26 protein-coding genes are annotated in these 26,143 nt (G+C 37.6%); 17 read left to right on the top strand and 9 right to left on the bottom strand.

The features are described from left to right. Window positions 1-2: 2 nt before the first annotated feature. Window positions 3-2,615: a PAS domain-containing sensor histidine kinase gene (locus IWC72_RS17100; protein WP_194530623.1), complete on the bottom strand. Its 2,613-nt coding sequence runs from the start codon at window positions 2,613-2,615 to the stop codon at window positions 3-5. Between the two features lie 325 nt (window positions 2,616-2,940). Between IWC72_RS17100 and IWC72_RS17095 the strand changes: the two genes are divergently transcribed. After that, window positions 2,941-3,783, top strand: a complete 843-nt coding sequence (locus IWC72_RS17095; protein WP_194530622.1) for a 1,4-dihydroxy-2-naphthoyl-CoA synthase — start codon at window positions 2,941-2,943, stop codon at window positions 3,781-3,783. Window positions 3,784-4,061: 278 nt separating this feature from the next. Here the strand turns inward: IWC72_RS17095 and IWC72_RS17090 are convergent, their stop codons facing one another. Continuing rightward, window positions 4,062-5,390: a serine hydrolase domain-containing protein gene (locus tag IWC72_RS17090; RefSeq protein ID WP_194530621.1), complete on the bottom strand. Its 1,329-nt coding sequence runs from the start codon at window positions 5,388-5,390 to the stop codon at window positions 4,062-4,064. A gap of 97 nt (window positions 5,391-5,487) precedes the next feature. Here IWC72_RS17090 and IWC72_RS17085 point away from each other — a divergent pair, with 97 nt between their 5' ends. Genes IWC72_RS17085 through IWC72_RS17070 form a run of 4 tightly spaced genes read left to right on the top strand, consistent with a single transcriptional unit; the run spans window position 5,488 to window position 9,052 of the window. Then, window positions 5,488-6,447 (top strand): 2-hydroxyacid dehydrogenase, encoded by a 960-nt coding sequence (locus IWC72_RS17085; RefSeq protein WP_194530620.1) that lies wholly within the window; start codon window positions 5,488-5,490, stop codon window positions 6,445-6,447. 33 nt (window positions 6,448-6,480) lie between these two features. Further along, on the top strand, window positions 6,481-6,894 hold the full coding sequence (locus tag IWC72_RS17080; RefSeq protein ID WP_194530619.1) for a 3D domain-containing protein: 414 nt from the start codon (window positions 6,481-6,483) through the stop codon (window positions 6,892-6,894). Further along, a complete protein-coding gene (locus tag IWC72_RS17075) occupies window positions 6,891-7,589 on the top strand; it encodes an N-acetylmuramoyl-L-alanine amidase (RefSeq protein ID WP_194530618.1) in 699 nt (232 codons plus the stop codon). The genes IWC72_RS17080 and IWC72_RS17075 overlap by 4 nt, the downstream gene beginning before the upstream one ends. Next, window positions 7,586-9,052: a M14 family metallopeptidase gene (locus IWC72_RS17070; protein ID WP_194530617.1), complete on the top strand. Its 1,467-nt coding sequence runs from the start codon at window positions 7,586-7,588 to the stop codon at window positions 9,050-9,052. Before IWC72_RS17075 ends, IWC72_RS17070 begins: the two co-directional genes overlap by 4 nt. A 15-nt stretch (window positions 9,053-9,067) precedes the next feature. Here the strand turns inward: IWC72_RS17070 and IWC72_RS17065 are convergent, their stop codons facing one another. The 3 genes from IWC72_RS17065 to IWC72_RS17055 form a co-directional block, all read right to left on the bottom strand. Then, window positions 9,068-9,244: a hypothetical protein gene (locus tag IWC72_RS17065; RefSeq protein ID WP_194530616.1), complete on the bottom strand. Its 177-nt coding sequence runs from the start codon at window positions 9,242-9,244 to the stop codon at window positions 9,068-9,070. 211 nt (window positions 9,245-9,455) lie between these two features. Beyond that, window positions 9,456-10,283: an OmpA/MotB family protein gene (locus IWC72_RS17060; protein WP_194527385.1), complete on the bottom strand. Its 828-nt coding sequence runs from the start codon at window positions 10,281-10,283 to the stop codon at window positions 9,456-9,458. Window positions 10,284-10,504: 221 nt separating this feature from the next. After that, window positions 10,505-11,590 (bottom strand): vWA domain-containing protein, encoded by a 1,086-nt coding sequence (locus IWC72_RS17055; protein WP_194530615.1) that lies wholly within the window; start codon window positions 11,588-11,590, stop codon window positions 10,505-10,507. Between the two features lie 327 nt (window positions 11,591-11,917). On the opposite strand from IWC72_RS17055, the gene IWC72_RS17050 reads away from it, so the two are divergent. Genes IWC72_RS17050 through IWC72_RS17015 form a run of 8 tightly spaced genes read left to right on the top strand, consistent with a single transcriptional unit; the run spans window position 11,918 to window position 19,436 of the window. Next, window positions 11,918-12,379: a (2Fe-2S)-binding protein gene (locus tag IWC72_RS17050; RefSeq protein ID WP_194527383.1), complete on the top strand. Its 462-nt coding sequence runs from the start codon at window positions 11,918-11,920 to the stop codon at window positions 12,377-12,379. Between the two features lie 58 nt (window positions 12,380-12,437). Further along, window positions 12,438-14,666 carry a xanthine dehydrogenase family protein molybdopterin-binding subunit gene (locus tag IWC72_RS17045; RefSeq protein ID WP_194530614.1) on the top strand — a complete coding sequence of 743 codons (2,229 nt, stop codon included), beginning with the start codon at window positions 12,438-12,440 and terminating at the stop codon, window positions 14,664-14,666. A gap of 54 nt (window positions 14,667-14,720) precedes the next feature. Continuing rightward, window positions 14,721-15,731 (top strand): XdhC family protein, encoded by a 1,011-nt coding sequence (locus IWC72_RS17040; protein ID WP_194530613.1) that lies wholly within the window; start codon window positions 14,721-14,723, stop codon window positions 15,729-15,731. After that, window positions 15,731-16,345, top strand: a complete 615-nt coding sequence (locus tag IWC72_RS17035) for a nucleotidyltransferase family protein (RefSeq protein ID WP_194530612.1) — start codon at window positions 15,731-15,733, stop codon at window positions 16,343-16,345. The genes IWC72_RS17040 and IWC72_RS17035 overlap by 1 nt, the downstream gene beginning before the upstream one ends. Then, window positions 16,329-17,414: an amidohydrolase family protein gene (locus IWC72_RS17030; protein ID WP_194530611.1), complete on the top strand. Its 1,086-nt coding sequence runs from the start codon at window positions 16,329-16,331 to the stop codon at window positions 17,412-17,414. Before IWC72_RS17035 ends, IWC72_RS17030 begins: the two co-directional genes overlap by 17 nt. Window positions 17,415-17,457: 43 nt before the next feature. Beyond that, window positions 17,458-18,474 carry a M4 family metallopeptidase gene (locus IWC72_RS17025; RefSeq protein ID WP_194530610.1) on the top strand — a complete coding sequence of 339 codons (1,017 nt, stop codon included), beginning with the start codon at window positions 17,458-17,460 and terminating at the stop codon, window positions 18,472-18,474. Further along, window positions 18,474-18,740 carry a protealysin inhibitor emfourin gene (locus IWC72_RS17020; RefSeq protein ID WP_194530609.1) on the top strand — a complete coding sequence of 89 codons (267 nt, stop codon included), beginning with the start codon at window positions 18,474-18,476 and terminating at the stop codon, window positions 18,738-18,740. Before IWC72_RS17025 ends, IWC72_RS17020 begins: the two co-directional genes overlap by 1 nt. Window positions 18,741-18,764: 24 nt before the next feature. Then, on the top strand, window positions 18,765-19,436 hold the full coding sequence (locus IWC72_RS17015; RefSeq protein ID WP_194530608.1) for a haloacid dehalogenase type II: 672 nt from the start codon (window positions 18,765-18,767) through the stop codon (window positions 19,434-19,436). On the opposite strand, the gene IWC72_RS17010 is transcribed toward IWC72_RS17015, so the two are convergent. Both IWC72_RS17010 and IWC72_RS17005 read right to left on the bottom strand, forming a co-directional pair. Then, window positions 19,433-19,576, bottom strand: a complete 144-nt coding sequence (locus IWC72_RS17010; RefSeq protein ID WP_194527375.1) for a hypothetical protein — start codon at window positions 19,574-19,576, stop codon at window positions 19,433-19,435. The two genes, IWC72_RS17015 and IWC72_RS17010, sit on opposite strands and share 4 nt — an antisense overlap. Window positions 19,577-19,846: 270 nt before the next feature. Next, entirely contained in the window at window positions 19,847-20,473 is a 627-nt protein-coding gene (locus IWC72_RS17005; protein ID WP_226979617.1) for a GntR family transcriptional regulator, read from the bottom strand. Window positions 20,474-20,657: 184 nt separating this feature from the next. On the opposite strand from IWC72_RS17005, the gene IWC72_RS17000 reads away from it, so the two are divergent. Beyond that, window positions 20,658-21,455, top strand: a complete 798-nt coding sequence (locus IWC72_RS17000; protein WP_194530606.1) for a hypothetical protein — start codon at window positions 20,658-20,660, stop codon at window positions 21,453-21,455. Window positions 21,456-21,535: 80 nt separating this feature from the next. On the opposite strand, the gene IWC72_RS16995 is transcribed toward IWC72_RS17000, so the two are convergent. After that, window positions 21,536-23,008, bottom strand: coding sequence for a c-type cytochrome (locus IWC72_RS16995; protein ID WP_194530605.1), 1,473 nt, complete (start codon window positions 23,006-23,008; stop codon window positions 21,536-21,538). Window positions 23,009-23,422: 414 nt separating this feature from the next. Here IWC72_RS16995 and IWC72_RS16990 point away from each other — a divergent pair, with 414 nt between their 5' ends. Then, a complete protein-coding gene (locus IWC72_RS16990) occupies window positions 23,423-23,878 on the top strand; it encodes a cold-shock protein (RefSeq protein WP_194527371.1) in 456 nt (151 codons plus the stop codon). 71 nt (window positions 23,879-23,949) lie between these two features. Next, window positions 23,950-24,633 (top strand): 3-keto-disaccharide hydrolase, encoded by a 684-nt coding sequence (locus tag IWC72_RS16985; protein WP_194527370.1) that lies wholly within the window; start codon window positions 23,950-23,952, stop codon window positions 24,631-24,633. Between the two features lie 18 nt (window positions 24,634-24,651). Here IWC72_RS16985 and IWC72_RS16980 read toward each other — a convergent pair whose 3' ends face one another. After that, a complete protein-coding gene (locus IWC72_RS16980; protein WP_194530604.1) occupies window positions 24,652-25,242 on the bottom strand; it encodes a pseudouridine synthase in 591 nt (196 codons plus the stop codon). Window positions 25,243-25,411: 169 nt separating this feature from the next. On the opposite strand from IWC72_RS16980, the gene IWC72_RS16975 reads away from it, so the two are divergent. Beyond that, window positions 25,412-26,041 carry an SDR family oxidoreductase gene (locus IWC72_RS16975; RefSeq protein ID WP_194530603.1) on the top strand — a complete coding sequence of 210 codons (630 nt, stop codon included), beginning with the start codon at window positions 25,412-25,414 and terminating at the stop codon, window positions 26,039-26,041. The last annotated feature ends 102 nt before the right edge of the window (window positions 26,042-26,143 follow it).

Genomic DNA, 26,143 nt, shown 5'->3' with positions numbered 1-26,143 from the left:
TTTTAATTAAAATGAATACTAAAAGTAGTGCCTTCATTGACCTTACTCTCTACTACTATTTTGCCACCCATAGCTTCAATTTGGGTTTTTGTCATAAATAAACCAATCCCTTTTGCTTCAGGATGGTTATGGAAAACTTTATTTAACCCAAAAACTTTATGACCATGTCTTTTTAAGTCTATTCCTAAACCATTGTCTTTAAAGCATAGGGTTACCTTGTTTTTATCAATTTTTGAAAAAATTTCTATTTCCGGAGTACGATCGTCAGATTTATATTTTAGTGCATTTCCCACTAAATTTTGAAAAATGCTCTCTAAATAGATCTTATGGTAAAATATAGAGTCAACCTCCGAAAAATCACTTTTAATTACAGCTTTGGTACTTAAAATTTCAGCCGTAAATATTTCTTCAGTTTTAATTAAAGTACTGCTAAATGAAACTTCACGACGATCAATAGCGGTATTATTTTTAGCGTTTAATGCTTCAATTAATGTATTAAGTGTAGAAGTTAAATGACTGATTACAGTCTCAAATTTTAAAAATAACTCTTTGCGGTCTTCTTCGTCATCCATTATTTTATAAATCTCTAAAAGAGAGTTTAGGTTGCTGACCGGTGCACGTAAGTTGTGAGAGGTAATTTGGGTGAAATCTGCAAGTTGATGATTTTGATCGGTAAGCTCTTTGGTTAGGAGTTCTAGTTCTTCTTTAGCATTTAAAATTTTATATTGATAAAGCTTTTCGTCTGTAATATTGCGTATGGCCATAGATATAAGTAGCCCTCCCTTGTTTTGTAGTGGGCCAAGTGTTGCTTCAACTGGGATTTCCTTACCAGATTTGTCTATCATGTAAAAATCCTCTCCTAAATCTAGCTTTAGCACTTTAGGGTTTTTTTGAAATTTTTTTCTCGCTGGTTTTCGTTTTTCGTCAAACCTAGAAGGTATAAGAAGATTAAGAGACTTTCCTACAAGTTCTTCAGAAGTATAGCCAAATAAGTTTACGGCTTCTTTATTAATCATCTGGATAATATTGCCCTTCCCAATAATTAGAGTTGCATTGGGTGCAGATTCTAAAAGGCCTTTAAATTTGATTTCTTCTGCGCGGTGTTCGCTCACATCTTGCAGGGTGCCTACCATTTCGATAACACCACCAGACTCTATATTGGTAACAGTAGCAGATAAATATATTGTTTTGATGTTTCCGTTGGCTAATATTATGCGGTGTGTGACACTTTCATGAGTTTTGGTTTCCCGAAGTTTATTGATTTTAGCCATTACATTATCTCTGTCATCCGGATGTATATAATGGAAATAAGTTTGAAATTCAATTTTTAAATTTACATCAAGCTCAAAAATGCGATATAAATTAGGGGACCAATCTATGGTATTGGTAATTAGGTTCCACTGCCAATGACCAATTTTTGATATTTGTTCTGCAAACGTTAAGAGCTGATTTTTGCTTAAGAGCTTATTTTCAACAGCTTTCTGATCCGTGACATCTTGCGAAATTCCTAAAACATCTAAAACATTTCCGTTTTTATCCGTATTTACTTTTCCATTTACTTTTATATATCTAATAGCATCGTTTCTAACAATTCTATGCGAAAAGGCTATAAAAAGTTTTGTTTTTACGGTTTCATTTAAACACGCATGTACATAATCTATATCTTCAGGATGTACATCTTTTAAGAGGATGTTTAAAGGGAATTTGGTATTTTCCTCAATGTTAAGAAAACGAGACATGTTTTCGGAACAATTGACTAAATTAGTCTTGTGGTCCCATTGCCAGTATCCAAATTTTATTTTTTTCTGTGCAACTAAGAATAGTTGATTTTTTTTAAGAAGCTCATTCTCAAAGTATTTACGGGCAGTAACATCTTGAGAGCTGCACATAAAACCCGTCAGCTCATCGGTATCATCAAAAATGGGTTCTCCTAAAACTTGAATTACTCGCTCTGAACCATTATTAAGAATAAATCGGTGGAAAAGAGTTTTAAAGAATTTATTTTTTACTGAATTTTTTAAATGCTGTAGTGCATATTCTAAATCTTCAGGGTGTATCCCTTCCGTTAATTTTTGAATGGTAACCGGAGTGCCAATAGGAGTGCCAATTATCCTAGATATGTTTTCTGAACATGTAATTAAATTCATGGTCAAGTCCCACTTCCAATGTCCTAAGCCTGCTTTATTCTCTGTAAAATCTAGTAGTTCATTCTTTCTAGATAATTCATTTTCAGATTTTTTCCTATCCGTAATATCTTGTAGCAATCCGGATATTTCTATATTACCTTTGTGTTCTGAGTTGCGTTTACCTATTAAAAGCACCCAAATATCACTTGTATCAATAGAACTTAACTTTAATACATTATTTAATGGGATATTTTCTTTTAAGGAGGTGGTTATTAGTTGTTTTATGGATTGTAATTTATCCTGGAAAAAAGCAACTCCTTTTTTTTTATGAGGGGTACCATGAGGTAGTTCTAAAATTTCATAGGTAACCTTATCAAGCTGAAATTCTTGTGTTTTAATATTGAATTTCCAATAACCTATCCGTGCAATAGCGTTCAAATCTGCGACTGCAATATCTGTGTTATAGAGTTGGTGATTTTCAATACTCATGTAACTAAGATAGTTTAAGTTTTAATTAACAGGAAAAAAACTTCTAATTTTATCTTCTATAACTTACCAAAAATTTATTTATTCCTACTTAAATGTTGTGAATTTTGGAATTAGAACTAACTCGATATGGCTAATTAATTGGATTATTCGGTGTTTGTTCTATGTTTAAAAATTTATTACTTCCATGTAGTTCCTACTTTTAGACTACTTGTGAGTTGAATTTTTAATTGTATTCATCTATCTAAACTTTATTTTCTCATACTTCAAGCAGTGTAGAGTTTGTTTTTTTCAAATTGCTTTACTTTGCAACGCTTAAACTATGATCATGCAAAAACCAGATTGGAAAACAGCCAAAGAATTTGAAGATATCACCTATAAAAAGAGCAATGGCGTAGCTCGTATAGCCTTTAACCGTCCAAATGTGCGTAATGCATTCCGGCCTAAAACTACGAGTGAGCTTTATCAGGCCTTTTATGATGCTCAAGAAGACACTTCTATTGGCGTAGTTTTACTCTCTGCAGAAGGTCCTTCTACTAAAGATGGCATATATTCTTTTTGTAGCGGTGGAGATCAAAAGGCTAGGGGTGATCAAGGTTATGTTGGCGAAGATGGGATGCACCGTTTAAATATTCTTGAAGTACAGCGTCAAATACGTTTTATGCCCAAAGCAGTTATTGCAGTAGTGCCAGGCTGGGCTGTTGGTGGAGGGCATAGTCTGCACGTGGTTTGTGACCTGACTTTAGCAAGTAAGGAACACGCTATTTTTAAACAAACGGATGCAGATGTAACCAGTTTTGATGGTGGTTATGGTTCGGCTTATTTGGCAAAAATGGTGGGTCAGAAAAAAGCTCGGGAAATCTTTTTTTTAGGACGAAACTATTCTGCGCAAGAAGCTTATGAAATGGGAATGGTAAATGCCGTAATCCCCCATGATGAATTGGAGGATACTGCGTACGAGTGGGCACAGGAAATTCTTGAAAAATCACCTACATCTATAAAAATGCTAAAGTTTGCTATGAACTTAACAGATGATGGTATGGTGGGGCAACAGGTATTTGCAGGTGAAGCTACACGTCTGGCTTATGGTACCGAAGAAGCAAAAGAAGGTAGAAATGCATTTTTGGAAAAGCGTAAACCTAATTTTGGCAAGAATAAATATATTCCTTGATACTTAGGAATGTATTTTTTTATTGGAGATTGGTAAGAGAGGAGATGAACCCTCTTAAAACCAGAAAAAGCCTTCCCTGTCCGGAAAAGGCTCTTTCATCGAGAACACTATATGAAAATGAAAAAATTTACTTCTTGTTTTTTACTACACTGTAAATTTACCATGAACCTCCTTTACTACATAACTATTGTTGCGTAGCAAGGTGGAATTGTTGTGTAATTACAATAAAAGTATGTTAAGCTTTTTCTTACGTATTTCGTGAGCCTGAAATAGTGTAGTTATTTTATTGCCGCAAGTATATTTTTCAAAAATAAGTTGATGTCAAAATCAGGAGCTTCGGCAAGTCCGGTTCGTACTACCACTAAATCTTTAGAGGGAATTATAAAAACACGTTGCCCTTGGTAACCATTAGCAGAATATAGGTCTCTAGGTACATCTGGGTATTTCCCGTTAGCATTTAGCCAAAAATGACCACCGTAAGTACCATCGGAATGTAAAGTTGGTTCCGAAACATAGTCAACCCAAGATTCGTCAAAAAGTTGTTCTCCGTTCCAATTTCCTTTGTTAAGATATAAAAGGCCGAATTTAGCCCAATCCCTTGTTGTGGCCCAAGCATAAGAGGAACCCACAAAATTCCCTTTCATATCGGTTTCAATGAGCATACTACTCATTCCTATTTTATCGATTAGGGCTTCATACGGGTAGTTAATGTAGTCTTGGTGAGATTTAAATCGTTTTCTTAAAATGCCAGATAATAAGTTTGAGGTTCCCGAAGAATAGTTCCAGACTTCAGTTGGTGGTGCTATAGCTTCTTTTTTGGCCTGAGAATTGGTCATATCGGCATCCATAAAAAGCATTCGCGTCACATCAGAAATAGAAGTATAATCCTCATCCCAAGCTAGACCACTTTGCATACGTAACAGGTGGTTCAAGGTGATTTTTTTTCTACTGTCTTTCTCCCAGCCTTCTAAAATTACAGGTTCGTTCAAATCTATTTTACCTTGGTATTCTAGGATTCCATACAAAGTAGCGAGTACGCTTTTGGTCATACTCCATCCTAGAATAGGGGTGTCCTTAGTGAAACCATCCAAATACTTTTCGCCAATAATATGGTTTTTATGGGCGACTAAAACGGTTCGTGTCTTTTGAACTTCATTATTGGTAAAAGCACTATTGATTCCCTTTTTTAGTATATCATAATCCACATTGCTAAAAACGGTGTCTTTGGCTTCTTTATCCCCATATGGGAAAACCAAATTATTTTCATTTTTAACACGCTGTGGAACGGGCATCGTAACATTTGGGTCATAATCCTTGTTTACCAAAGTGCAGCCCAGTCCCTCGTGACATATTGCTTTTCGCTCCATAAGTCCAAATACAGAGGCAGATGCACTTTTGCCGTCGGTCTCAACATCGGCAAGATTTATGAGAGGCACATCATTATCATTCAATTCAATAGACTTGGCGCTACGATCTGTTATAAAAACAGTAGAAGCCATATTTTTTGAAGCATAGCCGGATATGAAATTTAGTTTGGGGAAATTAAAATACACTGCCACTGTTATAATTACGAATAAAATTAAAAGTATGCGTTTGAGGATTTTCATGTAAATGGTGGGGTTTGAAAATGAAATATGCACCAAAAGATGCGTAAAAGTAAACCAATTTGTAAAACCGTCAGTAAGATTTTATAAATTGCTTGCTATGAAAGTACTCGTACCGCTAAACATACCGGACATTGGAATAGAAATGTTGAAAAAGGAGGGCCTTGAAGTCACCAAATGGACCAAGGATCTACCCATGACCAAAGAAGAGCTTTATGAAGCAGCCGCTAAACACGATGCGCTTTTAAGTACAAGTAATTATAAGTTTGATGCTGAATTCTTAAACGCGAACAAGCATCTTAGGATTATTTCTCAATATGCAGCGGGTTACGATAATATAGATTTGTCCGAAGCTAAAAAGTTGGGTATTCCTATTGCGAACGCTCCCAATTCTATGACGGATGCCACAGCGGATATGGCTTTCATATTGATGTTAGCAGTATCAAGAAGAATGTTATACATGCACAAAACTATTGCTAGGGGTGAATGGAAACATTTTCGGCCACAAGCTCATTTGGGTATGGAATTAAAGAATAAGACCGTCGGCATTTTTGGTTTAGGGCGAATAGGGTTTGAATTTGCCCGTCGTTGTAAGGGGGCTTACGGAATGGATGTCCTCTACTGTAATCGCTCCAACAACCAAGAGGCAGAAGAGGAGTTAAAAGCTAAAAAGGTCAGTTTTGATGAGCTGTTGGCGCAGAGCGATGTAATCTCGGCTCATTGTGCGCTTACCAAAGATACAAAGTATACGTTTGACGCCGAAGCATTTCAAAAAATGAAACCTACCTCTATCTTTGTAAATACAGCTCGTGGTCAGGTTCATAAGGAAGCGGATTTGATTGCTGCGCTAGAAAATAATGAAATATGGGGTGCAGGTCTTGATGTTACCGACCCTGAGCCTATGAAAAGAGACAATCCCTTACTTGCTATGGAGCAAGTAGCGGTTACGCCGCATATAGGCTCAGCTACGGTTGAGGCACGGAATCAAATGTCCGTATTTGCGGCAAAAAATATTATTGCCCTACATAGGGGAGAGCCGCTACCATACCCAGTTTCTTAAAATTATGTAGCTTTAAGGGAAATCTCTTCAGCTATGTTCAATAAGATAACCGCATTTTTGTTGCTGGCTTTGCTTTATAATGCCTGTGCCAAAAAAAACGACTACGTCTGGAAAACAAAGGAGGTAAACGTTTCTGCATACAACTCCGTTCATTGGCAAACAGATGGTGAGCCTAGTGTAGCTGCCTGGGGCGATACTCTGAAGCCTGGGATGAAGATTATTGCTATTTCTCGAGATTTAATGAAACTAGGGTTTGAGCCGGGTACTCAAGTAAAACTACCTGGGTTGGAAGGTGTTTATGAAGTGAGGGATAAAATGCACAGTAGATGGAAAAATAAAATTGATGTCTATATGGGCTCAGATGTTCAGAAAGCTAGGGATTGGGGAATGAAAAAAGTGAAAATCGAATACCGCGTGAAGCGAGAAGATAATACTCAGAGTGAATGAATAACAATTTTAAAATACTCATAGTTCTTATTTGCTGCACTGCCAGTGTGAACTGTAAACCGGTAAAGGAAACCGTAAAACCCCCAGAAATAATTGATAAACCCATAGTTTTTGACATAACCCGAAAAGAACTTACTTTAGAATATCTCAAAAATAGATATGGAATTGAAAAACAATCCCCTACCATAGATCCTAAGATGATTGTTTTGCACTGGACGGTCATCCCTACGATGGAGAAAACTTTTGATGCGTTCAACCCGGCTACCTTACCTAATTGGCGGCCAGATATTAAAGACGTAAGCGGACTAAATGTTTCTTCGCAATTTTTGGTGGACCGTGACGGAACCATTTACAGGTTATTACCTGAAACTACAATGGCGAGACATGTGATTGGATTGAACCATTGTGCCATTGGCATAGAAAATGTAGGAGGAACCGATGCTTTACCCTTAACGAATGAACAAGTAAAATCAAATATAGCACTGGTAAAATACTTGGCAAATAAGTATGCTATTGACTATCTAATTGGTCATTATGAGTATACGCTTTTTGATAACCATCCGCTTTGGTTAGAAAAAGACCAAGGCTACCGCACAACTAAAACAGATCCCGGTGAAGATTTTATGAAGAAGGTTAGACAAGCCACCAAAAATCTTAATTTTGAATCCTTACCCAATAAACCGATTACCCCATGAAAATACAGATTACCGCATTGTTTCTAGTTGCCAGTCTTTTTTGTGCCGCTCAGGAGAAAGATTTAACCACTATGCTTTATGACACCTATGAAGCCTATAAAGAACCGGTGCTAAAGAAGAGGCGTATTAAACATGCCGATTTGCAACCACTGGTTGAGCAATACCGAAAAAATGAAAAGTTTAAGGTAAGCCAAGTTGGCACCTCAATAGAAGGTCGGTCCTTATCGCTAATTAGTATTGGTGAGGGTGAAACCGATGTTTTTCTATGGTCACAAATGCATGGTGATGAACCTACGGCAACCCAAGCTATTTTTGATATTTTCAATTTTTTTGATAGTAGCGATTTTGCTTCTGAGAAACAGGAGATACTGGAAAACTGCACCCTGCATTTCTTACCTATGTTAAATCCAGATGGTTCGGAAGTATATCAGCGTAGAAACCGTTTGGGCATTGATATTAATCGTGATGCCCTACGTTTACAGTCCCCCGAAGGGCAAACTCTTAAAAAAGTCCGTGATAGTTTAGATGCGGACTTCGGGTTTAATTTGCATGACCAAAGCACGTATTATAATGCGGAAAGAACGGAGAAACCTGCTACTATTTCGTATTTGGCACCCGCGTACAATTATGAAAAGGAGATAAACGAGCAACGTGGCAATGCCATGAAGGTTATTGTTTTTATGAACAACATCATCCAAAAGTATGCACCTGGACAAGTAGGGCGTTATAATGATGATTTTGAGCCAAGGGCTTTTGGCGATAATATTCAAAAGTGGGGTACAAGCACTATTTTAATTGAATCTGGCGGATACTTAGGCGATGTAGAAAAACAAGAAATCAGAAAACTGAATTATGTTTCTATCCTATCGGCTATCTATTCCATAGCAACAGAAAATTACAAGAAAATTGCTCTAGAGGAATATGAAAAAATACCGGAAAATGACCGCAAGCTTTTCGACCTTAAAATAGAAAATGTAGCCTATTCGCTCTTGGGGAAAAATTATATTCTAGATATAGGCATGAACCGTTTAGAAGTAGATAAAAAAGAGCATAACGATTTCTGGTATAGTAGTCGTATTCTTGATCAAGGCGATCTTTCTACGTATTACGGTTACGAAACCTTAGATGCTACTGGATATATAGTAACTCCCGGGAAAGTATATCCTATACTGGTAACATCATTAGAGGCATTGGCAGTTTTGGATATTAAATCTTTATTAAAATCTGGGTATACGTATGTTCGTGTCGAGAATATTCCATCAGGAAAATTGGCTTCTCCATTTCCTATCCATATTCTAGGAAAGAAATACGAAGTGCCGGAATTTTCTATAGAGGTAGGACTCAACCCTACTTTCCTTCTAAAAAAAGGAGAAACCATTACGCATGCAGTAATAAATGGTTTCTTAATCGATTTAAATAGCGATAAAAAAACCAATTTTAAAAATGCAATGATTTATAGGTAAGAGAGGCCTCTGCTTCTAGTAGCCGAATCTTGTTGCCATTTCTGACATTTCAGAGGCGTGAATTGCGATTCTAAAATACATTGTAATTGCCACTATTGCTATGATAGTGAATAACGAAAGGGTTAAAGCCTGGTACCATTTAGGCATTCCGTTTAAAGTTGTGTTCTGAATAATAACTGTTAATACATCCATGTGTTCTAATTTTGCCATTTAGCATAGCATTTGTTCTCAGGATGTAGGTGTTCATTTTCGAATATGGGGTACTCGTGTTCCTTAGACAGCGAAGTAGCCAAAAACCCTACTTAATATTGCTTTAATTCGTTAAAGCGCACAAAAAAAAGGGAGAACGGTATGTTCTCCCTTTTTCTATCACCAAGTTCATGAACTTGGTAAAAAATAGGTCTTAAAGTGACTCGGCATCTAAAAGTGCAAAGAACTTGTTTAAGTTAGGAATGATGACGATTTTAGTACGTCTGTTCGTAGCTCTGTTCTCTCTTGTGTCATTATCTACCAAAGGTAAGTAGCTACTTCTTCCGGCAGCAATCATCTTAGTAGGGTCAACATTGTATTTGTTCTGAAGGATATCTACAACGCTAGTAGCACGTTTAACACTCAAATCCCAGTTGTTACGGAACATTTCAGTGCTTATAGTTTTAGAATCTGTGTGACCTTCAACCATAACTTCCATACTTGGCTCAGAATTGATTACTTGTGCCAATTTTTCAAGAATTTTGTTGGCTTTGCTACTTACACGGTAGCTACCACTGTTAAAAAGAAGTTTGTCAGAGATATTGATCATAACAACAGTCTTGTCAATATTTACATCAACATCATCTTCATCATCAGAGATAGATTTTTTTAAGTTGTATGATATAGCCAAGTTCATTGAATCTTGTAAAGTCTTAGCTTCAGCCAATTTGGTAGGGTCAACATTTGCAAGAGTAGCTCTCATTTTATCTTTAGTGTTGTTGCTCATTACGGCAACATCATCCACAGATGTCATTTGGCTATCGTTAATTTCTTTTAAAGAATTGATTTTAGAATTGTACTCAGCTACACGAGCCTCTATCTTCGTCATTTTTCCTTCAAGCTCTTCCTTTTCAACTTGTGTCTTGGTCAATGCGCTTTGAGTTTCAGATAAATTGTTCTCAAGAGCAACATATTTTTTCTTAGAAACACAAGATGCCATTAGTGTAACGGCAAGCGTACTTAGGATAATAGATTTTTTCATTTTTGAATGTTTTGTTATAAAGTATTTTGATTACTAGTAATACGAAATAGGTTTAAAATTGGATGTCAAAGGCTTCTTAAGATTATCGATCAAAAGTCTCGTAAATACGTTGAATTATAGTTTAACTATTTGATTTTAAGTTGTTCATAGTTGATTGTAGCGCATAAAAAAAGACACCTATTTTAGGTGCCTTTTTTTTGTTTTTTTATGAGTTTTATTAGCTATTCGCAGCCTCCGGTGAATCCGTCAGCATTAAATTTGGTCTGAACAGCGCCCTGTAAACTTCCTTTTTGAACCTGAATGGCCAAATTATTATCACCACCTCTTTTTGGGCTACAGTATTCAAAAAGATAAAAACTACTTGCTCTTTCAGAAACCAAGTCAGAAATTTTATTGAACGTATCTTCCAATTCCTCCTTGTTTGCAGCAAACTCGCTAGAGGTTTTTCCAATAGCAGTCAATGCCTCTGTGTCTATCTCAGATCCTAAACCAATAGTGAAAAAGGAGATGTTCGGGTCTGCTGTATCTACCTTTTTCTGGGCTGCATCTTTTGAATAACGTGATGCTTGGTCTTTACCATCTGTGAATATAACTACAGACGCAGCACCTATTTTTTCACCTTGAGTACTTTCGTTTAAAAGGTCGGTAGCTATATCGGTAGATTTAATAACAGCACCATAAAGATCTGTAGAAACATCACCGCTAATATCATTATTAATACTAGCAATAGCTTCTGTCAATTCTGATTTCACGGAAGTTAGCGGATTCAGTTCGTGCAGCACATCTTCACCATCAAACCAATAGATAGCCATTTTATAGGAATCTTGAGTTGTAGCTGGCATTACCGTATTTACAAAACTTGTACTTGCTGTCTTTAATTCCTCTAAGCTACTTTGTAAAACACTGTTACTTAAATCCAGTATTAATAAGGTGTTGCTTGAGAATATTTGCTCATTAGGCGAAATTCTTGCGTTAGACTCCGAGGTTGAGATGGTATTGAAACAATCATCATTTCTACCTTGCTCATAAATGGTAAACTGGTCAGCGGTCAATCCTGAAACCGGTGTACCGTCACTATTAGAAACTTTAAAGAAAATTGATACTTTACCGGGGTCTTTGGTGAATTGGTCTTGTATGGATAGGATCAAGTCATTTTCTCCAAGGTCAAGGCAGTCATCAACAACTTGTCCCTGTCCAAGTCCATCGCCCGTATTTAAGGCATAGTTTACATCGTCATCTGCATTTCCACAGGAAACAAATAAGGCAATAGATAGAAAAAACAAAATAAGTTTAAAGGAGGAATTCATTTTCGAGATTTTTACGTTCAACCATCACAACGTTGATTTTCGGTTTAAAGTATGAATACCTTAAAAAAATATGTTAATTATTGTTAAGGCTGCAAAGCAGGCTTGTTACTACATTTTTGACAATCAAAGAATACATCCTTTACTCATAGAATAATAAATTTAGAAAATGTATAATGGCTTATGTCTACCCGTAAAGGGCTACAGGGTTTTTAAGCTGCTATTACAAGGGGGCTTATAGACTAAAGAAATTGTTAAAGTGACATCTAAAGGTTATAATTTTAATATCTTGTAATATTATAATCGAGAATCAAAACTAAAACGATATTTATGCCAACCTATCAACTAACGGTAAACGGAAAAGCTCATACGGTAGAAGCTAGTGAAGACACCCCATTATTATGGGTTTTACGAGATCATTTAGATATGGTCGGTACAAAATTTGGTTGTGGTATAGCACAATGTGGGGCCTGTACGGTTCATGTTGAGGGCAATGCTACAAGAAGTTGTTCCTTACCGGTAGCATCTGCTGTAGGAATGTCCATTACAACAATAGAAGGATTGTCCGAAGATGGCTCTCATCCGGTACAACAGGCGTGGAAAGAAGTAGATGTTCCACAGTGTGGGTATTGCCAAGCGGGCCAAATGATGACCGCATCTGCGTTTCTGGCTCAAAATCCAAATCCTTCAGAAGATGAGATTAAGAATGCAATGAACGGTAACATCTGTAGATGTGCCGCATACAACCGTATTAGAAAAGCGGTAAGCGTAGCTGCTGATAAAATGGCCTAAAACATACTACTACGCTTTTAAAAAAAACTAAAAGCTGCAATTCTATAAAATACTGCTCATGTCAACACCATCCATACAATTTAGTAGAAGAAACTTTTTGCGCACGTCATCTTTGGCGAGCGGAGGCCTTTTAATAGGCTTTAACCTTTTTACGGCCTGTAAGTCGGACGTAAAGCCGCCTGTAGATTTAGCGGATTTGAATTATAACGACTTTAATGCCTTTATTAAAATAGCCAAAAACGGAGCGGTGACTATCTTTTCACCAAATCCGGAAATCGGTCAAGGTATAAAAACCTCAATGCCCATGATTATTGCCGAAGAGCTAGATGTTTCTTGGGATAATGTATATGTGCAACAAGGGGTGCTAGATACCAAAAACTATACAAGACAGATCGCCGGTGGTAGCCAGTCCATTCGTTTTGGTTGGGACGCCCTTCGCCAAACAGGTGCCACGGCAAAACAAATGTTGGTAAATGCAGCAGCAGCTCGTTGGGGTGTAGAGGCATCCGAACTTTCGGTTAGTGATGGTGTAATTACGAACAAGGCAGGTGAAACTTTAAGTTATGGAGATGTTGTGGATGAGGCCGCTATTTTGGAAGTACCTGAAAACGTTACCCTAAAAGAACCTAAGGATTATAAGATTATTGGTACGGATAGGCGTAATGTAGATATTGATAAAATTGTAACAGGTCAACCGCTATTTGGTATTGATTATAAAGAGGAAGGAATGCTTTATGCTTCCGTACTTAGGCCCCCTGCTTTTGGTCAGGAATTGGTTTCATTTGATGCTACAGAGGCCAAAGCGATACCAGGTGTAGTTGATGTGATTCAAATTGGTGACATGGCCAAGGCGCTGTTAGGTGAAGAGAAAGTCAACTGGACGGCACAATTAAGTGGTAGCGGAAAAGTAGTGGTTTTGGCAAAGTCTACCTGGGAAGCTTTTAAAGGTAAAAAAGCGATTAAAGCGGTCTGGTCTGATGCTACTCCTTTGGAAAGTACTGAGTTTCATGATGAAAAGTTAAACGGACTATTGGATGGTAAGGATTTTGTTACCATGCGTAAAGATGGTGATGTAAATAAAGCGTTCGCACAAGCGGATAAAGTTTTGGAGCGCACCTATGAATCCCCTTTCTTGCCCCATAATTGTATGGAGCCCATGAATTTCTTTGCGAACGTTAGCGATGAAAAAATTCATTTGGTAGGCCCGGTTCAGACTCCAGAGGACGCCGCTAATACGGTTGCGGCACTTTTAGGGCGTGATGTTGAAGACATTCATTTAGAAATGACCCGTATGGGTGGTGGGTTCGGAAGAAGGCTTTATGGTGATTTTGTATATGAAGCAGCTGAGATTAGCGCCACAATTAAAAAACCGATTAAAATGGTCTCTTCTCGAGAGGATGATATGTCTACTGGAGTCTACAGACCAGCTATAAAATATAGGATTAAAGCGGCAATCAAAGATGGCCAGTTAACTGGTTATCAATTAAAGGAAGCCGCTATTAATGGAAATATGTACGGATTGATACCTAATTTTTTCCCTGCAGGCGCTGTTGAAAACTATCAAGTTGATGTTGCTAATTACAAGAGTAATATTACTACAGGGGCGTGGCGTGCACCCTATACCAATTTCCTAGCGTATGCTGAGCAGAGTTTCTTTGACGAACTTGCTGAGGAAATGGAAGTAGATAAAATAAAAATGCGTTTAGACCTTTTGGAAAAAGTAAAAGGCACGGAAGATGAACGAATTCAGTATTCCCCAGAACGCATGCAAGAAGTTATAAAAATGGCCGTAGATAAATCCGGTTGGGGCAATCAGCCTAAAGGAACGTATCAAGGTTTTGTAGCGTATTACTGTCATAATACCCATGTTGCCGAAGTTGCCGATGTCCAGATTGAAAATGGTTTGCCTGTAGTTAAAAAAGTAACATGTATAGTTGATTGTGGTATTGTGATAAACCCAATGGGAGCTTTAAACCAAATAGAAGGTGGTGTTGTAGATGGTATAGGACATAGTATGTATGGCAGTTTCGGATTTGAAAACGGAAAGCCAACAGCTAACAATTATGATAAGTATCGTTTGGGGCGGATGAAGGAAGCGGCGGTTGTGGAGACTCATTTGGTTCAAAATGAGCTTTCTCCAACAGGATTGGGAGAACCTACTTTGCCTCCGGCCGGAGGAGCGGTAGCCAATGCGCTTAAAGCTGCAACAGGAAAACGCGTCTATAAGCAACCTTTTATAGAGCAATCAGAATTGTGGAAGGCAAAAGAAGAAGAAATATTGGGTTAGTACATGAACCTCCAATATAAAAAAAATCAGTTTCTGTAATGGAATACGATTTGTATGACACATGAACTAAAGAACATAGTAAGAGCCTATAAGGCCGGAAAAGAAAAGAAGCAAAAGACCGTCCTCGCGACGGTCGTTGCTTTAGAGGGCTCTTCGTACCGTCGTCCGGGAGTCCGCATGCTTATCCGTGAGGATGGCAAAAGGGTAGGAGCTGTTAGTGGCGGTTGTGTAGAAAAAGAAATCGTTAGACAGGCGCAAACCGTTTTTATTGATGATGTGCCCAAAATGATGATTTATGATGGTAGATATCGATTGGGTTGTGAAGGTATTTTGTATATTTTGATAGAACCCTTTATTCCAAACCCGGCTTTTCTTGATGCTTTTGATGAGATATTAAAAAGTAGAGCGCAATTTGAGATTAGGTCTTCCTTTACCAAGGAGGAAGGAACATATGCAGACTTAGGTTCGTTTTTTGTCATTGGTGAAAAGAACTATGGAGTGCGACCTAATGTTATTTTAAGTACGGAAAGAATATTATTTAACCAGCAAATGAATCCTTGTTTTAAGTTGATAATAATAGGGGCAGAGCACGATGCCGTGCAGTTGTGTTCTTTTGCCTCTTTAACCGGTTGGGAAGTAACTATTGTAGCTGCAGCAGCAGAGGAAAAGAACATTAAAGATTTTCCGGGAGCAAGTCTTTTTCTGCCGGAAGAACCAGAAATGTTATCTATAAATTCAATAGACAATCAAACTGCAATCGTTTTAATGACACATAGTTATGTTCGTGACCTAAAGTATTTGTTAGCTATAAAAAAATCACAACCTGTGTATTTAGGTTTGTTGGGTCCTGCCCAGCGAAGAGAGAAATTATTGAATGAATTCATGGAACATTACCCCGAAGTTTCAGGTACTTTTTTTGATGTTGTTCATGGTCCTGCCGGTTTAGATATTGGTGCGGAAACTGCGCAGGAAATCGCATTGGCTATTCTTTCGGAAATACTTTCGGTAACAAGAAATAAGGAGCCTATAATGCTCAAAAATAAACAAGGAAGGATACACACCTAATGAAGAAAAAACAGCACCATATTGCCCTTATAATATTGGCAGCTGGAGCTTCCATAAGAATGGGGAAACCAAAGCAACTCCTTCCTTGGAAAAACACTACGTTATTGGGGCACGCAATTCAAACCGCCAAATCTTCAAATGCTATAAAGGTGGTAGTTGTTCTAGGGGCTCATGCGGACCTCATTAAATTAAATGTAAAAGAAGAGGTTGTTTTTGTTGAGAATACTTCATGGCAATCTGGTTTAGGAACGTCTGTTACCGTTGGGACAGAATGGTTGCTTCAAGCTGATATAGAATTTCAAGGAATTCTGATTATGTTGGCGGACCAGCCATTAATCGACCCAGAATACTTGAATAAGTTGATAGCTATCTCCGAACAAAATCCGGATAAAATTATCGCATCAGCCTATAAAAAACGGTCCGGAGTACCTGCAATTTTCCCTAAAACATATGCGGATGCTCTTTTAAAGTTAAATGAGGATTTTGGAGCGAAGCATCTGTTGGAACAAGAACAACGTAATGTAATCACAGTACCTGCTGCGCACCGTATAGTAGATATTGACACTCAGAACGATTATGAACAACTAAAAACCAGAAATGAAATTGAAAATTAATATGATCTTATTCCTATTAGCGAGCCACTTTTTGGCAGCTCAAGAAATGGGCTTTGAAGAGTACAATCCAAAATCTACCTTGGTTGTTCCGGTACATGAGGTGAAAAAAGCGAAATATCCCTTTATAGATATTCATAGTCATCAAAGAAACATGAGTGCGCGAAGCCTTAAAGGTTTGTTGAAAGATATGGATGCCATGAATGAAGCTATTATGGTAAACTTAAGTGGAGGCTCTGGGAGTAAATTAGCGGAAAGTGTAGATAATATCGCTGAAAATTATCCGAATAGATTTGTCGTTTTTGCTAATGTAGATTTTGATGGCACTGGAAAACCAGGGTGGATTGAAAAGACCGTTGCTCAATTGGAAGCAGATATTAAAAAAGGGGCCCGGGGTCTAAAGGTTTTTAAAAGCTTAGGACTAAGAAATATAGATAGTAATGGTGAAAGATTGGCGGTAGATGATGCTCGTTTAGATCTTATTTGGAAAAAATGTGGGGAATTAGGTGTTCCTGTGTTGATTCATTCTGCCGACCCAAAATCTTTTTGGGACGATATGAATTCGGATAATGAACGTTGGTTGGAATTGAAAACACATTCACGTAGAAAGCGATCAGATACGGACCCTGCTCCTTGGCAACAAATCATTGATGAGCAACATAACATGTTTAAAAAACATCCCAATACAAAGTTCATTAATGCCCATATGGGTTGGTACGCAAATGATTTAAAGCAATTAAGTAGTTATTTAGATGACATGCCTAATATGTATGTTGGTATTGCTGCGGTAATAGCTGAATTAGGTCGTCAGCCACAGAATGCACATGACTTTTTTATAAAATACCAAGACCGGATTCTATTTGGAAAAGATAGCTGGAAACCAGAGGAGTTTCCAACCTACTTTAGAGTATTGGAAACCAATGACGAGTATTTTCCTTATTACAAGAAATATCATGCTTTCTGGGCTATGTATGGATTAAATTTACCTGATGACGTGTTGAAAAAAGTATATTATAAGAATGCTCTGAACTTGGTTCCGGGCTTAGATAAAAGTCTGTTTCCTAAGGAGTAGTTATTTTTTATAGAAAAACGAACGAAATTAAAACCCTAAACCTATGTGTACAAAAGCCCAATGTTATATCATCCCTCCATACTTACTTGAAAAACTCGCTAAACACGGTAATAGCAGTTGTAAAAGAGCTTTGAACGATACAGGAAGAATTGCAGAGCGCAGACGTAGTAGTCTTAACAATCTTTTGTTGCGTAACCAACCAGAGGGGAATGGGAAACGTTTCGTATACGATTCTAAAAACCAATTTGAGCAGCGATTGGAGTTGGCAAGAGAAGAAGGACAAGATGCTACGGAGGATGAAACCGTTAATAATGCATATGATACTTCGGGTTTTGTGCGGGATTATTTTCAAGATACTTTTGGGTTGAATTCCATTGATGGAAATGGCTTAGATATTATTTCCAATGTACATTATGGGGAGGCATATAACAATGCGTATTGGGATGGTGATGAAATGACTTATGGTGATGGTGATGGAAAGGAATTTAAGGATTTTGCTAGTGCTATTGATGTCGTTGCTCATGAATTGGCTCACGGTGTAACCCAGTTTTTCGCTAATTTGGAATACCAGAGTCAGCCTGGGGCCCTTAACGAACACTTTTCTGATGTTTTTGGAACGGTAATCAAGCAGAAATACTTGAAACAAGATATTTCAGAAGCAGATTGGCTTATAGGAGATAGTGTCGTTACCGAAGAATTTCCAGGAGTGGCAATTCGCTCAATGAAAGCACCTGGTACGGCAAATGATTTTGATACCCAGCCGGATCATATGGATAACTATTTCAATGGTATGGGTGATAATCAAGGTGTGCATATCAATTCAGGTATCCCTAACAAAGCATTTTACCTTTGCTGTCTTGAAGTTGGTATTGATGACTGTGCTTTAATATGGTTTGAGACTCTAAAGGCACTCTGGCGTACGGCAGATTTCAATGATATGGTTGAAACTTTAGTGAGTACGGCACAACGTTTAATTTCAGAAGGCAGAGTATCTGAGAAAGCGGTAGAAGCGATAAGTGTAAGCTTTTCGCAGGTAGGTTTAACCCCAATCGTTGTATAATGAAATACGATATTAACATAGAAGGTGGTTTTATGGGCATTCCTAAGAGATTTGAGGGAGAGGTAAAACTAGATAAAAACGAAGAACAGGAGATGCGAGATGCTGTAAGTGTCAAGCAAGAAGATCACAGTCATTTACGTGACGGTTTTACGTATACAGTAAAGTTAACTGATGAAAAAGGGGTTTATGAATCGCAATTCAATGAATCTAATTTGCCTAATAAAATTAGGCGTTTTATTACTGATATTCAAAAAGGAGGCAACTGAACTGCAATCAAAAAACAAGATAGAATGAAGAAACCCGAGTTGCTTATTTTTGATATAAATGAAACGCTTTTAAACTTAGGTCCATTGACCGACGCCATAAATGAATCGTTAGATTCTGAACATGCTTTCTCTTTGTGGTTTAGAACATTACTTCACTATTCATTAACTGAAACTTTAACTGGTAATTATGAGGATTTTAGTGTTATTGGGAAAGCTACATTAAAAATGACAATGCAAAAATTTGATAAAAATCTATCGGATGATGCTTTAGATTCTATTTTGGGAAACATCAAAAAATTGCCTGCACATGATGACGTAGAAGAAGGTTTGAAAATCTTAAAGGGAGATGGAATCAAACTCGTAGCGCTTTCTAATAGCAACGCAAAATTACTGAACGAACAACTGCAATTTGCGGGTATCGCTTCTTATTTTGATGCTATCGTTTCTGTGGAAGAGGTGGCTAGTTATAAGCCGGAAGCGGCTCCATATAAAGCTGTTCTTGCCAAAATGAGCGTATCACCAGAAAACACCATGATGGTAGCCGCTCATGGATGGGATATTTTAGGAGCCAAGCGTGCGGGTTTACGAACAGCATTTGTTGCACGTGAAGGCCACGCCATTTATCCCTTGAACGGAACGCCGGAAATAGAAGACAAAACTATACTAGAAGTTGCCCAAACAATTTTGAACAACTAGTTCCTGACTAGTTCTTCCTTCTCGTTCAAATCACCATAATCTTGAAAAATACCGCAAGAGTATTCTTTCTTGATTAAAGATTTTTCTTCTTGTTTTCGCTTTTTGGCTAGAACTTCTATTTGAGGAGATAAGTAACCCATGTTTTCTATTTTTTTAGGTATCGTTAAAACGCCCTTAGTTTAAAATTGTTGTCTTTATTTTCGGTTTTTAGTCGAAATACAGGTCAAATGTAAATCCGTATTTTGAAACCGAATATAATTTTACAAAAACTTTGTGATTTGTTTACCTACAGGTTGAAAATGAGTTACATAGAAGTATTCAACGGTTTGACTTATAACCGTGATAATAATGCTGAAGATGTGTGGAAATGATTAAAAAAAACAAAGGAATTAAGACATTCCTTAAAGAATCTACAATACCACAAGTTGCTTTTCTATGTAGCTTTTTACAAGCATTAAATTCATTTTAAGAACCAATGCCGCAGAAGGAATATTATCATCTTCAATAGCTGAAATTATAGCATTATGCTGATCGTTGGAGTTATAGTGAAAAGAATCATTGGACATAAAGGCGCGTTCATAGAAGAAAACACGTGTCTTCAGGTCTTTTAGTATTTGTTGAAAAACGGAATTTTTATAGTTACAAGTTAGTAATCTATGAAATTCCATATATGCATTTACCCGTTCCAAAGCATCTTCTGCATTTGCAATATGGTTGCTTTGCTTTTTGAGCTTTGCTATTGCTGCTTCATTAAAAATTGATTCTTCTAGCGCTAGAACTTCTAAATGAGCAACCAGTTCGTAAAGATTTTTAGCCTCTTCAGGGTTTACGGCGGCAATTACAAATCCACGGTTGGGTATGGCTCTTATAATATGAGATTGTTGTAATTGGGTCAAAGCCTCACGAATAGGAGTGACACTTACCTTTAGTTTCCTGGATAATGCGGCAAGATTAATGCCTTGTCCGGGTTGTAAATCTCCCTTTTGCATTTGTCTCAAAAGATGCTCGCGTACCTTGTCTCGTAATATGATGCTCATTCCCATATGGTAAATATAACAATCGTATACGATTCTGCAAGGTGGTTTTTATCATAATGAATAATGTTTTAGCGCTAATTTGATTTCCATTGAACCAAGAAAAGTGCATTTCAACTGAAAAAACGTGTGCACAATACTAAAAATCAGGGTTGAACGTTTTAGAGCAAAACCCAAAAATTTGATTATGAGCTACTTATTTAACAAAATCAGTCCTTACTCTTTAGTTGTTTCTGCCGCCTTGTTGGCTTTCAGTTGTTCCGATGATGCTGATGAAATTCTAGATAACCAACAAAATCAAAAAGTTGATCAAACTGAAATTAAGACGGTTCTTGAGACGGATGAGATATCTAGTTCTGCAGATATGATTGTTCAGGGTCTATTTAGCAATAAAGAGTCGGGTAAATCTGCTAAAGATGCCTCTTGTTATGTTGCTGAGTATTCAGATACTGGTTTTACGGTTAGTTTTGATGATTGCTCCGCTGAAGAGAACGGAGAAATACTAAACGGTTCTTTAAGTGTAGTTTATGGTACGGATAATGATTCATTTGCTTACACGGTAATTTATGATGATTTAAAAGTAGGAGGGATAGGTTTAGATGGAACAAGGGCTTTTACATATAGTCAAAGCGAGAGTGGTTCCGTGCTTTTTGATGTAACTATTGATATGACCTTGACTCTGGAAGATAATAAGAAAATATCCGAAAAAGGGTCTAAAACTTTTGGGTTCGTATTTGAAGAAGAAAAGAACATGTTTACTATAGATGGTGATTGGGTGCTTAAATCTGGGAATGATACATATGAAGTAGATATTACTTCAGATTTAGAAACAGAATTTGCATGTGAGTATATTGGCAAAGGTACAATGGACTTAACTAAAAACGGTTTGGAAGTATCTGTAGATTTTGGAGATGGTGCATGTGATGATACCGCTACGCTTATTTATCCGGATAGTACCGTTGAAACAATTTCTTTAAAAGAGTAACCTTTTATCAATAAGACAAATATAAAACGCCCTTGTCCATTAGGATAAGGGCGTTTTTGTTGTTGTATTGTTTTAGACTTCTAAAGTGTTTTTAGGTATTCTAACAGTGCCAATCGTTGGGCGCTGGTTAGGTCGTCTCCAAAAGTGTGTCCTCCATTTCCATACCCTTTTATGGTTGTATCATAGGTTTTCTTGTCTACTTTACTAGTTTCCACGGTGTAGTTCCATCCTAAGTTTTCTTTATCGTAATCAGTACTACTAAAGGTTCGGCTCCAATATTTAGGACGTTCAGAGCTATTTAGCACTTCTGCAATTGTTGCTACGGAGCCGTTGTGAAAATACGGGGCAGTTGCCCAAATACCATCTAACGGAGGGGCAATATATCCTCCTTCTGCTTTGAACTCCAATCCGGCAGTTCCAGTTCCGAACCAACCTGTATTAAACCAATCTAAAAAATAGTCATTTACGGTTGAAGGTGTCGTGTAGAGATTAGAAAGGGCCGGATCTGTTCCAATAGATGTAAGGGATACCAAGAGGTTGGGGTATTCTTCGGTTTCTCCATAAGAGCCGTGGCATTTTACGCAGTTTTCCTCAAAAATGGGTTTACCCTGAGCTGCTAAATCGGTGTCAATTTCAAACGGGTATTCCGGTGCTTCTATACTATAAATATAGGCTAGTACATCGGGCATTTTGGGGTCTATCTCTTCCGCTTTCGTTTTATCATCCAACGTCAATAAACTAGAACCGATGAATGATTTACAAAAATCTTTACGTCCTATAGCGTGGTAAAACATGGCATTTTTCTTTTTCAATAACCACCAGGCAGGTACATCGGCAGGAATCACCTCATCACTCACGTTTACGTATGGCGTATCTGTCCATTCTAATGAGTTCTTATCTCTATGGGATGCTAAAACCCTAGTGATTTTATCAGCAGGATTAGCACCACGGGTTTCTGTTAGTGTTTTTTCTCCAATAGCCTCTATACTTTTTCTAAATTGGTCGAATGCTTCCCATTCGTTACTCTCCTGTCCACCATAAAGGAATGAAATGCCATTACTAACTAAAGCCATGTTAACCGCTCTGTTAATGGTAAAATCCGCGGCGTGACTTCCTAGGCCAACAATAAACTCATTATTAATTAGGCCGGCATGACAGGACATGCAATTGGGTGAAACTATCCGAACTCCATTTGCCGCATCAACCGCAGTATATTCGTAGGTAATATTAGCGTTGTCTCCACTTCGTTGCAATATGTTTGTATTATCTTCTCCAAAACCCTGTATGAATGCATCATAAGGTACACCAGAGCTCATATAATCTCCTGAAATTAGAAACTCATATCCTTTGGCGACGTCACCAATTCTTTGTGCAGAGGCGGGAATTGCATCTAGTTCCAAAATAGGTTCTGGCTCGGGTTCAGGTTCGGGGTCTGGAGTAGGGGATTCCGTATCTGGTTTTGGTACAGGTTCGTATGCATTGCTATCGTTAGAACAGGCATAACCAGCTAATAATAGTACAGCTATCGAAAGGGTGTTAAAGTGCTTTTTCAAAATCAAAAGTTTTTATTCGCTTGGAGGACAACGTTATGGAACTGGGGGAAGATACTGATAAAGGTAATTAATGTAGTCCTTAAACACGTGAAAAACGTAAAAATCAGATAAACCGAAAAAAATAATCTTAGTGTTCAATTCAACTAAATAATTCAAAATTATAACTTGGCAATTCGGACTTGCTGTCGTTTAAAATGATCTACTCTCTTTAGAGATACTAAAAAAAGGAATTGAGAATGATGCTTTTGTGTTTTAGGTAGCAACGATAATGTGCTGTTTTTTAGTATTTTGTAAATTAATTTTAAAGTAAAAGTTTATGCTATTGCTCCTTGTATTTCTTAACATTGAAATCAAAATATAATCAAAATTATTTCTTACCTTATCCTCCTAATTTTAAAACAAGAAAAATACCGAATGGCTAAATCTCAGCAAACTTATAATAAGACTGAAAAAGAGAAAAAACGTTTAAAGAAACGCGAAGAGAAACAAAAGAAAAAAGTTGCGCGTAAAGCTGCTGCAAAAGACAATGACGAAGGAATTCCGTTTGCTTATGTAGACTTCAATGGCAACCTAGTGGATACTCCGCCAGACCCATCACAAAAAGTTCAAGTTGATGCCGAGGATATCGTTCTTGGTATTCCTAAAAAAGAAGAGGGAGACGAAGAAGAATTTGACCCGGTACGCAATGGAAAAGTATCTTATTTTGATTTCTCAAAAGGTTTCGGTTTCATCATCGATTCTGAGAATCAGGAAAAATACTTTGTTCACGTAAGCGGTCTTATCGACGAAATTAACGAGAACGATAAAGTATCTTTTGAACTTGAAAAAGGTATGAAAGGTATGAATGCGGTTAGAGTAAAGAAAATATAGCACCTGTTGCTGTTGAACTTCCAATTGCATTGTTCTAATTGGGCATAATAATTTGTCCATTTCCAATATTTATGAAAAAATATATTTTAGTTTTTTCTATAGTTTTCGCTACCCTTTGGTCATGCGCACCAAGAGCAAAAAATCTATTTAACGGAAAAGATTTAAATGGTTGGCATATAGATGTGCCGGCTATGGATAGCACAGATGCAAGAAACCCTTTTATCATAAGAGATGGCATGTTGGTGAGCTTAGGCACTCCAGCAGGCCATATTATTACAGATGCCACATACGAAGACTTTCGTTTAGATGTGGAATACCGTTTTGCCGGTGAACCTGGCAACTGTGGAGTTTTGGTTTTTGCTTCTACGCCACGCTCCCTATACAAAATGTTTCCAAAATCTATTGAGGTGCAAATGATGCACGAAAATGCTGGGGATTTTTGGTGTATTGTAGAGGATATAACCGTTGATGATATGCTGGCGCGTCGTGGACCTCAAGAAGAATGGGGTATTACCGAAGGTAAGAAACGGAGAATATTAAACCTGACGGATGATTCCGAAAAGCCGGTAGGCGAGTGGAACCACATGCAAATTGAATGCCTAAAAAACGAAATTAAGGTTTGGGTCAATGGCGACTTGGTAAACCACGGTTATGATGCTACGGCACAGACGGGGCAGATTGCTTTGCAAGCAGAAGGCTCGGAAGTTGAGTTTAGAAAGGTTGCGCTCACGCCGATCACTCAACTTACAGAATAAGTCCCAGCTTATTTTCTATTACAAATTTAATTCCTGTGGTAAATCAGGAAAATCGATTACATCCGATGGATTCATACCTTCTAAAGTAACCGACCCTATCCGAACCCGTACCAGTCGTAGCGTAGGAAAACCAACTACAGCGGTCATTTTTCGCACTTGTCTAAATTTTCCTTCCGTTAAAGTAACGGACAACCAAGAATTAGGTCTGTGCGTACCGACCCGTAATAAATGATGTGGTTCAGGAAAATCGGGTTCTTCTGTAAGTAGTCTTGCGTTACAGGGCTTGGTCAAATATTTTTTCCCTTCAATCCCAATTTCAACCCCTTGTTGTAATTCAGCTATAGCTTCAGGGGTAATGATGCCATCCAATTGGGCATAGTATTCCTTTTCTATTCCGGAGCGATTAACGGTATCACTCAGTTTTCCATCCGTGGTCATCAAAAGAAGACCTTCAGATTTTAAATCCAATCGTCCTATCGCCATGACACTATCATCAAAAGGGTATAGCTCACTTATAAACCGCTTAGACCTTTTTTCTTTTATATTGTTAGACCCCATTTGACTTATAAATCCAAAGGGTTTGTAAATTTTGTAATGTTGGTGGGTCATTAAAAAAATTTAAGAACAAAGGTAATAAAGAGTATAGTGTAAAACCTAAACAGAAGTATAGGATAAGATTGAAACAGGAAAGAAGTTGTTATGGGTTAAAAATCGATTAATCTGAATCAATAAAATAGCCCAGTACAGCATAAATTTGTAGTAACTAAAAAATGATGAAATGGAAAATGTATTAGTAGCGGGTGCCAACGGTACCACGGGGAAAAAAATAGTAACACTTCTAAACGAGTCTCAATATTTTACACCTATAGCCATGATTCGGGAAGAATCGCAGAAAGAACAATTTGAAAAAGACAATATCGCCACGGTTATGGGCGATTTGGAAAAAGATATATCCCACACGGTAAAGAACATAGACAAAGTGATTTTTGCTGCCGGTTCCGGTGGAAAAAAGGTAGAGGCCGTAGATCAGGACGGAGCTAAAAAAATGGTGGATGCTTCAAAATCGGCAAATTTAAAGAAGTTTGTAATGCTAAGCTCTATGGGAGCCGAAAACCCAGATAAGGCAAGTGACCTAAAAGAATACTTACAGGCCAAGCATAATGCAGATGTGTATCTTAAAGGTAGCAACCTTGTGTATACTATTGTTCGTCCAGGTTCTTTAACGAACGATAAGGGAACAGGGAAAATTAAGGCCGAAGGAAGTTTAGAGCAATCAGGGTCAATTAGCAGGGATGATGTAGCCCAGACGTTGGTACGTTCTTTACATGATGATGCGGCTAAAAACGCCACTTTCGAAATTTTGGAAGGTGAGACCTTAATAGGAAAAGCTATAGATTCGGTTTCATAAAATGTAGATATTTTCGGTCGTACGGAAAGATTGTAATATATTCGGGTTTGTCTTTTAAGGCAAACCCATTTTTTTGTTCAATTTATTGAAATTCCCCCATTA

Origin of the sequence: Zobellia roscoffensis, assembly GCF_015330165.1 — a bacterium.
Lineage (GTDB): Bacteria > Bacteroidota > Bacteroidia > Flavobacteriales > Flavobacteriaceae > Zobellia > Zobellia roscoffensis.
This window is presented reverse-complemented; position numbering and strand designations above follow the sequence as displayed.